The organism is Streptomyces sp. NPDC059224 (assembly GCF_042754285.1).
GTDB lineage: Bacteria > Actinomycetota > Actinomycetes > Streptomycetales > Streptomycetaceae > Streptomyces.
The window spans coordinates 137258-149752 of the sequence record NZ_JBHZAN010000017.1 but is presented as its reverse complement, the minus strand read 5'-3'; the positions used below and the strand labels follow the sequence as shown (position 1 = coordinate 149752).

The window sequence follows — 12495 nt, the reverse complement described above, 5'->3', positions numbered from 1 at the left end:
CAAGGCGTCGGACGAGCGAGTCACGCCGGCTCACACGAGCGGCAGGCAACACCCCCACCCGATCAGGAGTTCCCGTGCCTCTGAGACACCCCCACTGGTGGCGACCGCGCTCCCGGACCGTCACTCCCGTGGTACGCAGCCGTCGGGCCACGCTCGCACTGACCGCGACGGCGGTCGGCGCGCTGCTCGCACCCGTCGCTCTGACCGCAGTGAACGCACCGTCGGCCCAGGCGGCCGCCGCTCCCGTTCAGGTGTACTTCAGCTCGGAGTCGACCGCCCCGGGATTCGGCCCGGCCAACGCGAACTGGTTCACCAACCCGGCGACGGGGCTCGCCTCGACCCGGTACCAGTTGTCGCGGCAGTCCGACCTCACCGCGGTCACCGCGTCGGGCACGGCCACCATCACCGCCGACACCGCCACCCGTTACCAGTCCGTCCTTGGCGTCGGCTCCTCGCTGGAGGAGTCCACGATCTACAACCTGTCCCGGATGAGCGCCTCCGCGCGTACCGCGGCACTGCGCAAGCTCGTCGACCCGGTCAACGGTGCCGGGTTCAACATCGCCCGGATCCCGCTGGGTTCGAGCGACTTCACCTCGCGACAGTTCTACACCTACGACGACGGCGCGGCCGACCCGAGCCTGTCGCGGTTCTCCATCCAGAAGGACATCGACTACAACATCATCTCGGTCCTCAAGGAAGCGAAGGAGATCAACCCCAACCTGCTGTTGTTCGGCAGCGTGTGGAGCCCGCCGGCCTGGATGAAGAACAACAACAGCCTGATCGGCGGCACGCTTCCCGACGCGAACATCCCCGTGCTCGCGACCTACTTGCGCAAGGCCGTCACCGCCTACGCGGGCCAGGGACTGCCGCTGTACGCCGTCACGATGCAGAACGAACCGCTGTTCTCGCCACCGGACTACCCGGGCATGACGCTCACCGCCGACCAGGAACGCAGGATCGCCACCGCGCTGCGCACCGAGCTGAACTCCAACGGCGCGTCCGCCACCAAGATCTGGGCCTTCGACCACAACTTCGGCGACGGCCCGTCCTACACCGCCGGGGTCCTCGGCAGTCCCGGCTCGCCCAGCAGCGCGTTCAGCTCGGTCGACGGCGTCGCCTTCCACGACTACGGCGGCGATCCGACCTCCATGGGACAGGTCAAGTCGAGCTACCCCACCAAGGACGTGGCCATGACCGAACGCGCCGTGTGGGGCACCGCCGGCGCGGACCGGATCGTCCAGTACTTCCGCAACCAGTCGGTCATGTACCAGGACTGGGTCACCATGCTCGACCAGAACCGCAGCCCTGAGCAGTGGTCCGGCGCACCCGACCCGACCATGTTCATCCAGTCGCCGAGCAACCCGGACACGTACTGGGCACTGCCCGAGTACTACATCGTCGGCCAGTTCTCGAAGTTCATCGCCCGCGGCGCCACCCGGGTCCAGACGAACAACGGCACCAGCGGCAGTGTCACCAACGTCGCCTTCCTCAACCCCGACGGCAGCCTGGTGACCGTGGTGGTCAACCAGACGGCCTCCGACCAGCCCGTCACGCTGCGCGCCAACGGCCGGCAGATCAGCGGCACGCTGCCCGCCAAGACGGTGGGCACGTACATCTGGCCCGACGTCGGCGGAGGCAGCACCGGGCCCGTCGACCCCGCGAAGTGGTACACGGTCACCAACACCAACAGCGGCAAGTGCGTGGACGACGCGGCTGGTTCGACCGCCAACGGCGCCGCCGTACAGCAGTGGACCTGCGTGCCCGGCAGCACCAACCAGCAGTGGCAGTTCCAGCCCACCGACAGCGGCTACTACAAGGTCGTCAGCCGCAACGCGGCCAACGCCGTCTGGGACGTCACCGGCGGGACGGGCGCCGGCGACGGAGCGAAGATCCAGCTCTGGGCCTACGGCGGCGGTGCCAATCAGCAGTGGAGGCCGGTTCCCGGGGCAGGCGGCACCTACACCCTGACGCCACGCAGCAATCCCGCCCAGTGCCTGGACGTCACCGATGTCTCCACCACCGACGGCGCCCGGCTCCAGCAGTGGAGCTGCTCCGGCGGTGCTGCCCAGTCCTTCACACTCACCTCTCAGTAGGCCGGATCGGCGTTGCCCGTCGTCCGGCACCCGCGGTGCCGCACGACGCCGGGCAGCGCCACCCGGGAAAGAGCCGGCCGGCCGGCAGCAGGCGCCGACGCCGGGTTCACCGACCAGGGCTCACAGGATCCGCTGAACCGTCGCGGGCGTGAGAGCGACGAGCACGCCGACGTGGTCGATCCGTAGAGCTTGAGGGTGGCGGCATGGCGGGGGCCGATGCCGTGCAGCTCTTCGGGAACGGAGCAAGCCAATCGTCGACGGCGGCCGGCTCGACGGCCAGGACGCCGCCGGGGTGCGGGATCTGTGCGCCTGCGGCGATCGCGCCGATGCCGATCTCCGCGGGTTCTGCTGGTCGCCGGCCTGGGCCGGCGCGGCATTCCACTGACTCCTGTGCCGGGATCCAGGGTTACGGTGCGACGTACGTGCGTGGCAGTCGCGAAGAGTTCCCCCATGGTTCTGAAGAGGCGGCCGTGGGAACGGAAGGATCCGGGGGGCTTTCCCGGCGCCCGCGAACAGGTCGGGCACCGCTCCATGCGATGGGAGACCGATCAACGATGTTCACTCCGGTGCGGAGCACGCCACCGAGGTTGGTCCCTGTTTCGCGGGAGCGGGGGCCGCTGCCGCGCCGGTCGGGCGGTCGCACCTGAGGTGAGGGCCGCAACGGCCGAGAGCGCGAGCGCGGCCGTCCGTGTTCACCGCCAGATCTGATGGGGTTCAACGAAGCAGGGAGCTTCAGCAAGCATCGCAGACGGTGAGGACGATGCGGCCGTCGGTTGCGTGGTTCTCAAGCCGTTCGTGTGCGGTCGCCGCGTCGGCCAGGGGGAGGGTCTCGATCTCGATGTCGGCCAGTCCGCCCGCGACCGCCTTCAGTGCGGCCTGGGCGGCGGACTCAACGGACTCGGGGTGGGACGGGACGTAACCGCCCGCGTTGAATCCGGTGACGGTGATGTTGCCCTGCCAGATACGGTTGCCGTCGATGCCCTGGTCCCAGTCGCCGCTGGCGTTGCCGACCAGCAGGAGACGGCCCGAGGGTGCCAGCAGGTCCAGGCTCTGAGTACGCAGGAGTCCGCCGACGGGGTCGACGATGACGTCGAACTTCTCGTCACCGAGGACGTCGGGCAGCTGGGCCGAGTCGACGATGGTGTCGTAGTGCAGCCTGCTCGCGGCCGCCGCGGCCACCTTCCCGGAGCGGACGGTGCCCACCACCCGGGATGCGCCGAGCTGTCGGGCGATACCGGGGAAGGCGGAGGCCAGGCCGCCCAGCGCGCCGTGAATGAGGACGCTCTCGCCGGCGGACATGCTGATGGCGCGGGTGAGAGCGATGTGGGCCATGAGCGCGTTGGGGATGGCGGCGACGGCCAGGGCGGGATCGATGTCGTAGTCCTGCGTGGAGACGACTCGCTCCTGGTCGGTGACGAAGACGGATGCGTATCCGCCCGCCCCGTAGGAGGACAGTGACACCACCTTCTCGCCGACGGCGAAGCCGGTGACGCCTTCGCCGAGCGCGCGCACCGTGCCTGCGACCTCGAGGCCGGGAACGTAGGGCGGCTGCGGCAGCCCCGGGGCGCCCTTGAACAGGCCCTGGCGGAGGTACACGTCGATGAGCCCGACGGCGGCGTGGGTGACGTCGATCGTGATCTGGCCGGGCCCGGGGGCGGGATCCGGCAGGTCGGCAACGGTGAGCACGCTCGGTGCGCCGAACTGGACAGCCTGTATCGCCTTCATGATGGTTCCCATTCCTCATTTAACGCACCTCGTGATGCGTTATCTCGACCGTACCACCCGATTCCGGTTAGCGCATCACAACGTGCGTTACTGTGGGGGAATGCAGCAGAGAGCCAGGTCAGCCGAAGACAAGACCCGCCGCTCGGAAGATCTACTCAAGGCGGCGGAAGCGCTCGCGCTCGACCTCGGAGGCGTCCGGCACGTCACGCTCACCGCAGTGACCGAACGCGCCGGCCTGCACCGCACCGGCGTACGCCGCTACTTCGCCAGCAAGGAGGAGTTGTTCCTTGAATTGGCAGAACGCGGATGGCAGCAGTGGCGCGACGCGATCAGAAACGAGACAGACGGCCGCGCGGAGCTCGGGCCGGCACAGACCGCGGCCGTGGTCAGCGAGACCCTGGTCGCACTGCCGGTCTTCTGCGACCTGCTGACCCACGTCACGCTCCACCTCGAAGGCGACGTCGACATCGAACGGGCCCGCCGGTACAAGTCCAACGCCTTCGCCGCGCACGACGAGATCGCCGACGCGCTGGACCGTGCAAGCACCATGACGCTGGAACAGATCGGCAACCTGCTGGCCGTCGCGATCACCCTGGCCTCCGGCTTCTGGCAGGTCTCACACCCCACCCCCACCCTCGCGGCGCTCTACGAGCAGGAACCCCAGTGGGGCCACGTTGCACTCGACTTCGCTCCACGTCTCAATCGCTCTCTGAGGGCGTTCGCCATCGGATTCACCGAGACGACCCCCCGGGGTGACGCGACGTAGATTGGCCACACCCTCCAGCCCTCCCGACCTACTCCTTACGGTCGATGGCCGTACCCACCAGGGGAAACCCGTTCCGCCCCTGGGCCACCCTGCCGGCTATCAGCAGCCCCCTTCACGGAGCCCGTCGGCAGACACGGTTCGCGGGACATTTTTTTAGCCACCGCCCAGTGGGTCGTCGTGCGGGACCTCTACGGGAAGGCCTCGTAGTCCCCGTGGTCGCTGGACCACTTCCGCGTAGATGCCGAGCCAGACGCCGTGGTCGAGGATGCTGCTCCGGTATCCGCCGTCCGTCCAGACCTTGGACACGGCGAGATGGGCTGCGGCCAGGTCATCGAGGAGATGCTTGCCGCCGACGGTGTCGTGTACGTTCGCCACGGTGATGAAGGCTGCCAGGAACAGGCCTGGCGTGTCGGTGATCAGATGCCCCTGGCTGCCGCGCCCGGGCCGGTCCAGCCGGCTCGCCAGGCCGTGAAGACCGGTTCGATCAAGGCCCAGGGAGCGTCGGAGACATCACGGCGGTACGGGCGACGAGCACTCACACCTCACCCAACAACCGCCGACGCCTGTGGTCACAGGATCATCCGCACCTATCGCCACCTGGATCAGACGTCCTCCAAGTACGAAAGTCCCCCCTCGCCGACGACAGCCCTGCACGGCAGCCGGACCTTCGCGTCGCCACGGGCCAGGCGGGCGATGCCCCAGCCTTCGAAGCCGCCACGGCAGCAATCCGTGTGCCGCGATGCGGACCCGGAGGGCCGGGGACCCGACCCGATACTGTGCTCGCGGACCGCGCGTACTCATCCCGCGCAAACCCAAATCACCTCCGCCGACGCGGGATCCCCACTGTCGTTCCCCAGCCGTCGGACCAGATCGGCGGTCGTCCGCGCCGAGCCCGCACCGACCGAAGAGACCTCGAACCCGGCCCGGTGCCAGAGCCTGTCCGAGCAGGGCGGCGGGGGCGTCGAACGCGAGCAGAGCGTCCTACGTGCGGGCCCAGGGCGGCAACTGCCCTTCAGGAAGGCCCACGGCCCGGCCCGCTCCGGGTCGATCGCCGCGACGATCGGGCTGACGACGCGGCCCCTGAACAACTCCCCCACCAGCGTCGCCGCTTCCGGGTACTCGCACGCCGCTTGCATCAAGGGCGGAGCGGTGTCGGGCCGGCCGTCCTGCTTCCAGGTCTTGGGGAACACGCCGGCCAGGCGCTCGCGATGTGGCGGGCCCCGGGCGAGCACCCCGCGGACGACCGTGTCGGGGGCGAAAGGCCGATCCACGGCTGCGACCAGCACGGCCGCCCTGAAAGCCAGAAGCGGACGTCTAACGAGTGCTCGGTCCCCACGTCATGCCTGAAGACTCGACCCGCCGACGACCCGCTGCTCCTGCTCGTCGCCACAACCACCTGACAACCGGACGCCGTCACCGCTCCAATGGGAACGGCCGTGGAGCTCGATGCCGAGCCGCGTGCATGTCGGCAACTCCCCCGAAGCGACGGGAAGTGCCGGCTTCTACCGGCTTCGGGCCTCGGTCGCCCTCCCTCGGCGGATCGCCCGGATCTCCACGGCCACACCCGGACAGGGGCACGCAGAACCCCGCCCCGCCCCCTCATCGGCATCGCGGCACCGCACCGCCGATCGTCCACTTCACCTTCATCAGCGCCACCGACTTCCTGTGCGCGGCCCCGAACGCTGTGCGGGCTCCGTCCGGACACCTCTCCCCCGCGATCACCCGAGGGCCGGGGTGCCTGCGCGAGGCGGCGCGGTCGAGGTGCGAACCACGAGTTCGGTGGCGAGTTCGATGTGATGGGACTCGACTTTCTCGCCGTTGGCCAACCGTAGGGCGGTGCGCAGGGCGGCACCGCCCATCTCGCGCAGAGGCTGGCGCACCGTGGTGAGTGGCGGTGAAGCCATCTGGGCCAGGCTCGTGTCGTCGAAGCCGACCACGCTCAGGTCCTCGGGAACACGCAGACCTCGGGTGCGAGCGGTCTCGACGGCCCCGAGAGCGATCTCGTCGTTGGCCGCGAAGATCGCCGTCGGCGGCTCACGCAGATCCAGCAGCGCCATGGCACCGAGCAACCCGCTCTCGTACGTGAACTCGCCCGGCCGCACGTAGACGTCGGGTACCTGCTCTCCACTCGCCTCCATCGCGGCGCGGTAGCCGTGCATCCGCGCCTGGTTGCACACGGCCAGGGCCGGTCCGCCGAGATACGCGACGCGGCGATGGCCCAGTGAGAGCAGGTGCTGCGTCGCTGCCAGACCCCCGGCGAAGTTCGTCGCCCCCACGCTGTTGACCCGGCCGTCCGGAAGGTGCAGCGGGTCCAGCACGACCAGCGGCAGCCCCGACCGGGCCAACTCGTTCAGGTGCGCCGCGGTGTACACGCTGGTTATCGCGATGACGGCCCTCCGTCCGGCCGAGACCAGGTCCCTGGCCCAGTGGGGGGCATGGGACGCCCTGCTGATCACCACCGAGGCTCCCAGCCCGGCGGCGGAATCGATGATTCCTTCCAGCGTCTCGGCCACGTACGACTTGAGTGCACCCTTGAACTGCACCTCGATGGTGGGACTCTCGACGGCCTCGATGTGGCGCAGCACGGGTGCGAGATACTCGTGCTGCTGGAGTAGTTCCTGCACCCTGGTGCGTGTATGCGGCGCCACGTCACCGCGACCGTTGAGTACTTTGGACACGGTCGCGACGGAGACCCCGGCTGCCTGGGCGATGTCCGCCAACGTGGTCCGCCTGGCGTTCGGTCGCATCGGTTCCTCTCACCTGTAATCCACCCGTGGGACGGGCCGCCGGTCGGGCCGGCGACACGGGTGGAACCGGTCAACAGTACGGCAATCCCGGCCCTGAGCTGGACCGGGCGGCCCGGCCTCCGTCCAGTAGGGCGACCCGACCGACGGGCGGCGGGGGCCGCCGCCCGCTCCATGACGGTGGGTATCGGGGGCCACGACGAGGCCCGTGGTCGGCCTCGCACGGGGGCGCTCCCCGGATCCCGACGAACGCATGCTCCGCGGGGGTCAGCCGCGGCCCATCCGCTGTCCGGTGGACGATCGCGGACCCGGCCGCTGTGGGGTGCCGCAGCGCCTCGGCAAGGGGACCTCCTCCTCGTCCTGCACCCGAGGCATCGGCCCCAGTCGGCAGGCAGTGACCTGCGCCAACGGTGCGGCAGCCGGCGACCCTCTCGCGCACCGACCACGCATCTCCGAAACTGTTTCGGTCCGGCTCCGGATGCTCTTCACGCTATGCCGAGCCAACATCATCCAGCTCAAGAGCACCTGACAACAGCCCTACACACATCTTGACAGCGCGTCAGCTCGAAACCTAATTTTCACAACCAGAGCTCTGCGCAAGGGATTTCGAAACATTTTCACCATGACTCACGAGAAGCCGACGGCTCTCGAGTGCGGAGAAAAACATGGCGCTCTCCCGACGCACCCTCCTTGGCCTGGCCACCGGCGTACCGGTCTCCGCGGCACTGGCGGCCTGCGGTTCTTCCGGCCCCAGCAAGGGCGGAGGTGTTGCCACGTACTGGTATCTGAACGGCCAGCCGCAGGAGGGCGTCAGAACCGGTGCGGTGAACGCGTTCAACGAGGCCCACCCCAAGCAGCAGATCAAGGGCACCACCTACCAGAACGACGCGTACAAGACGAAGATCAAGACCGCCATCGGCGCCGGCCAGGCGCCCACCGTCATCTGGGGCTGGGGCGGCGGGACGCTGCGCACCTACGTCGAAGCGGGCCAGGTCGAGGACCTCACCTCGTGGTTCGAGGAGCACTCCGAGGTCAAGAAGCGGCTGTTCCCGTCCTCGTTCGGTGCCGCGACCGTCGACGGCAAGATCTACGCGATGCCGTGCGAGACCGTCCAGCCGATCATCCTCTACTACAACAGGAAGGCTTTCGATCAGATCCACGCGCAACCCCCGCAGTCCTGGGACGACATCATGGCGCTGGTGCCCAAGTTCAACGCGAAGGGGATAGCGCCGTTCTCCCTCGGCGGCCAGTCCCGGTGGACCAACATGATGTGGCTGGAATTCCTGTTCGACCGCATCGGCGGTCCCGAGGTGTTCCAGGCCGTCATCGAAGGCGAGAAGAACGCCTGGTCCAACCCCGACGCCATCAACGCGCTGACCAAGGTCCAGGACCTTGTCAGGGCCCACGGGTTCGTCAAGGGCTTCTCCTCCATCACCGCGGACTCCAACGCGGACCAGGCGCTGCTCTACACCGGCCGCGCGGCGATGATGCTGCACGGCGCCTGGTCCTACGGCATCCAGAAGGCGGACGGCGGGGACTTCGTCTCCAGCGGCGCGCTGGGCTACATGACCTTCCCGCCTGTGGACGGCGGCAAGGGCGACCCGAGCGACACCGTCGGCAACCCGGCGCAGTACCTGTCCATCTCCTCGAAGGCAGGCGCCGAGCAGAAGAAGATCGCGAAAGACTTCTTCGCCACAGGTGTCCTCCAGGACGCCGAGGTGAAGAGGTGGATCGACAACGGGTCCGTTCCGATCCGGCTGGGCACGGAGAAGCTGCTGGCCGCCTCGAAGAGCGCCGATTTCCTGCAGTTCACCTATGACATCGCCAGCAAGGCCAAGGTGTTCGGCCAGTCCTGGGACCAGGCCCTCCCCCCGACGGCCGCCGAGACCCTGCTGGACAACATCGTCAAGCTGTTCCAGTTGTCCGTATCGCCCCAGCAGTTTGCTCGCAACCTCAACGAGGTCACCGGCAAATGAGTTCATTCCACGGCCATCCGCCACGTCCTGGATCTCCTGGAATCCTGCCCTGGCTGGCCATGCCGGCGTTGGTGGTGTTCGTCGCGTTCGCGGTGATTCCGCTGGTCGGTGTCTTCGCGCTGAGCTTCACCACATGGGACGGGATCGGCGCGATCAACCCCTCGGGCCTCGCCAGCTGGCGTGCGGTGCTCACCGATCCGCGGCTCCCCCACGCGCTCTGGGTGACCTTTCTGGTCATGGCGGTGTCGTGGGCCGTTCAGACGCCGGTGAGCATTCTGCTGGGGGTGTTCCTGGCCGGCCGTCAACGCTATCGCGCCGTGCTGGGCGTGGTGTACTTCGTTCCCCTGATGCTCAGTTCCGCGGCGATCGCGATCGCGTACAAGGCACTCCTGGACCCCAACTTCGGGCTCGGGGCAGGACTGAAGATCCAGGTGCTCAGCCAGGACTGGCTGGGGAGGCCGGGCCTCGCTTTCGGGATCGTCGTGTTCGTCGTCTCCTGGCAGTTCATCCCGTTCCATTCACTGATCTACCAGGGCGGCGTCCAGCAGATCCCGAAGTCCCTCTACGAGGCCGCACAGTTGGACGGAGCCGGAACGGTCCGGCAGTTCTTCAGCATCACGCTGCCGCAGCTCAGATACACCATCGTCACCTCGTCCACGCTCATGGTGGTCGGATCACTGACCTTCTTCGACCTCATCTTCGTCCTGACCGAAGGCGGCCCCGGCGATGCCACCCGTGTGCTGGCACTGGACATGTACAAGCGGGGATTCCAGGCCAGCCTGATGGGACAGGCCAGCGCCATCGCGGTCATCCTGGTCCTGATCGGTCTGGCCCTCGCCCTGCTGCTGCGCCGGCTGGGAGGCCGGGACGCCGGTGCGAGCCAACTCGAGGGGGTCTGAGGTGTCGATCACACAGACCGATCCGCGACGACCGCGGGAATCCACCCCCCGCAAGCGGCAACGCCCCTTCCCGCACCCGGCCCGTCGGCGCAACTGGGCCGGCGGCCTCGCCGGATGGCTCTGGTTCGTCGTCGTCGCCGTACCCCTGTACTGGACCCTCATCACGAGCCTCAAGGCGCAGAGCCACTACTACGCGAGCAACCCTCTGGTGCCTTCGGCCAGCCCCACCCTCGACAACTACCGGCTGGTCATCGAGTCCGACTTCCTGCGCTATTTCATCAACAGTGTCGTGGTCACGGTCGGCGCAGTCCTCCCCGCGGTCGTCGTCTCCTTCATGGCCGCCTACGCGGTCGTCCGAGGCTGGCGCATGCGGATCCTGCGGGCGATGAACGGGCTGTTCCTCATGGGTCTGGCCATCCCGCTTCAGGCAACGGTGATTCCGGTCTACCTGATCATCATCAAGCTCCACCTGTACGACAGTCTGCTGGCACTGATCCTCCCGTCCATCGCCTTCGCCATCCCGCTGTCCGTGCTGGTACTCAGCAACTTCGTCCGGGACATCCCCAAAGAACTCTTCGACTCCATGCGCATCGACGGGGCCTCCGAGTGGACCGTACTGTGGCGGTTGGCGGCACCCCTCACCCGGCCGGCCATCATCACGGTGACCATCTTCAACGCACTGACCATCTGGAACGGTTTCCTGCTGCCGCTGATCCTCACTCAGAGTCCTGACCGGCGGACCCTGCCGTTGGCGCTCTGGACCTTCCAGGGCCAGTACGGCGTGAACGTCCCTGCCGTCCTCGCCGCGGTCGTCCTCACCACCCTGCCCGTCCTGGTCCTGTACGCGTTCGCCCGCAGGCAACTGCTGAGCGGTCTGACCGCCGGCTTCGGCCGCTGACGACATCGCGCCGCCGGGCCGGCCCGCGATCAGGCTGGATCCCCAGCCCCAGTTCCGCCCGTCTACCCGTTCGCCCGTCGGGCCCGCTCAAGGGGCTGACAGGCATGGGAGGAAAGTGAATTCCAACGTGGCTGCAGACAACTCCCCCGCCGTCTCCGTCTGGAACGACCCGACCGTCCCCGTCACCGCCAGAGTCGACGCCCTGATCGACGCGATGACCTTGCAGGAGAAGACCGCCCAACTGTACGGAGTGTGGGTGGGAGCCTCCGATCAGGGCGGTGAAGTAGCCCCCCATCAGCACGACATGGAGGAAGCCGTCGATCTCGACGCGCTCCTGCCCGATGGACTGGGCCAGCTGACCCGCCCCTTCGGCACAGGCCCCGTCGACCCTGCCCTGGGCGCGCTTTCCCTGGCTCGCACCCAAACCCGTGTCGCCGCCACCAACCGGTTCGGCATCCCCGCTCTCGCCCACGACGAGTGCCTGGCCGGCTTCGCCGCATGGGGAGCGACGGCCTATCCCGTTCCGCTGTCCTGGGGCGCCACCTTCGACCCGGACACAGTGCGGCGCATGGCGGCCGCCATCGGCCGGGACATGCGCTCCGTGGGCGTCCATCAGGGACTCGCGCCCGTCCTGGACGTCGTGCGCGACGCCCGCTGGGGCCGCGTCGAGGAGACCATCGGCGAGGACCCCTACCTCGTGGGCACCATCGGGACCGCCTACGTACAGGGCCTCGAGTCCGCCGGGATCATCGCGACCCTCAAGCACTTCGTCGGCCACTCCGCTTCGCGTGCCGGGCGTAATCTCGCTCCCGCCTCCGTAGGACCCCGTGAACGCGCCGACGTGCTGCTGCCCCCCTTCGAGATGGCGATCCGTGAAGGCGGCGCCCGGTCAGTCATGAACGCCTACACCGACACCGACGGCATCCCCGCCGGTGCGGACGAGGAACTGCTCACCGGACTGCTGCGCGACACATGGGGCTTCGACGGAACCGTCGTCTCGGACTACTTCGCCGTCGCCTTCCTCAGAACTCTGCACGGCATCGCGGCCGGCTGGGACGACGCCGCCGGAACGGCACTGCGCGCGGGCATCGACGTGGAACTCCCCAATGTCAAGGCATACGGCGTACCCCTCACCGAAGCCGTCGCCGACGGCCGTGTACCGGAGGCACTGGTCGATCGGGCCCTGCGCCGAGTGCTCACTCAAAAGGCGATGCTCGGGCTGCTCGACCCCGACTGGAGCCCTTTCCCCGCCGCACTCGACGGAGCGGACCTGGTCGATGGGGGGGCCCGCCCCGGGGGGGGGGGCGGGGGGGGCCCCGGGGCCCGGGGGCCCCCGCCCCCCGGCCCCGGGGCGGTGGCCGGCGGCTCAGCCCTGGACCGCGGAGGGGAGGGAG

The 12495-nt window shown here is 68.5% G+C and carries 9 protein-coding genes and 1 pseudogene; 7 read left to right on the top strand and 3 right to left on the bottom strand.

All coding sequences use genetic code 11. The features are described from left to right. Positions 1-128: 128 nt before the first annotated feature. A complete protein-coding gene (locus ACFXI4_RS20385; RefSeq protein ID WP_384992697.1) occupies positions 129-2093 on the top strand; it encodes an RICIN domain-containing protein in 1965 nt (654 codons plus the stop codon). Between the two features lie 732 nt (positions 2094-2825). Here ACFXI4_RS20385 and ACFXI4_RS20380 read toward each other — a convergent pair. After that, positions 2826-3818, bottom strand: a complete 993-nt coding sequence (locus ACFXI4_RS20380; RefSeq protein WP_384992695.1) for a zinc-binding alcohol dehydrogenase family protein — start codon at positions 3816-3818, stop codon at positions 2826-2828. A 100-nt stretch (positions 3819-3918) separates the two neighbouring features. On the opposite strand from ACFXI4_RS20380, the gene ACFXI4_RS20375 reads away from it, so the two are divergent. Continuing rightward, positions 3919-4584 carry a TetR family transcriptional regulator gene (locus ACFXI4_RS20375; protein ID WP_384992693.1) on the top strand — a complete coding sequence of 222 codons (666 nt, stop codon included), beginning with the start codon at positions 3919-3921 and terminating at the stop codon, positions 4582-4584. Between the two features lie 153 nt (positions 4585-4737). Here the strand turns inward: ACFXI4_RS20375 and ACFXI4_RS20370 are convergent, their stop codons facing one another. Then, positions 4738-5037, bottom strand: coding sequence for a transposase (locus ACFXI4_RS20370; protein WP_384992870.1), 300 nt, complete (start codon positions 5035-5037; stop codon positions 4738-4740). 170 nt (positions 5038-5207) lie between these two features. On the opposite strand from ACFXI4_RS20370, the pseudogene ACFXI4_RS20365 reads away from it, so the two are divergent. Continuing rightward, positions 5208-5492: pseudogene (locus tag ACFXI4_RS20365) on the top strand (IS5/IS1182 family transposase); the annotation flags it as partial. A gap of 810 nt (positions 5493-6302) precedes the next feature. Here the strand turns inward: ACFXI4_RS20365 and ACFXI4_RS20360 are convergent. Continuing rightward, positions 6303-7331: a LacI family DNA-binding transcriptional regulator gene (locus ACFXI4_RS20360; protein WP_384992690.1), complete on the bottom strand. Its 1029-nt coding sequence runs from the start codon at positions 7329-7331 to the stop codon at positions 6303-6305. 662 nt (positions 7332-7993) lie between these two features. Between ACFXI4_RS20360 and ACFXI4_RS20355 the strand changes: the two genes are divergently transcribed. The 4 genes from ACFXI4_RS20355 to ACFXI4_RS20340 form a co-directional block, all read left to right on the top strand. Further along, positions 7994-9304 (top strand): extracellular solute-binding protein, encoded by a 1311-nt coding sequence (locus tag ACFXI4_RS20355; RefSeq protein ID WP_384992688.1) that lies wholly within the window; start codon positions 7994-7996, stop codon positions 9302-9304. Further along, a complete protein-coding gene (locus ACFXI4_RS20350) occupies positions 9301-10203 on the top strand; it encodes a carbohydrate ABC transporter permease (protein WP_384992686.1) in 903 nt (300 codons plus the stop codon). The genes ACFXI4_RS20355 and ACFXI4_RS20350 overlap by 4 nt, the downstream gene beginning before the upstream one ends. A 1-nt stretch (position 10204) precedes the next feature. Further along, a complete protein-coding gene (locus tag ACFXI4_RS20345) occupies positions 10205-11101 on the top strand; it encodes a carbohydrate ABC transporter permease (protein ID WP_384992683.1) in 897 nt (298 codons plus the stop codon). Between the two features lie 115 nt (positions 11102-11216). Continuing rightward, positions 11217-12495: glycoside hydrolase family 3 protein (locus ACFXI4_RS20340; RefSeq protein ID WP_384992681.1), on the top strand; the 1279-nt coding region annotated here is incomplete at its 3' end.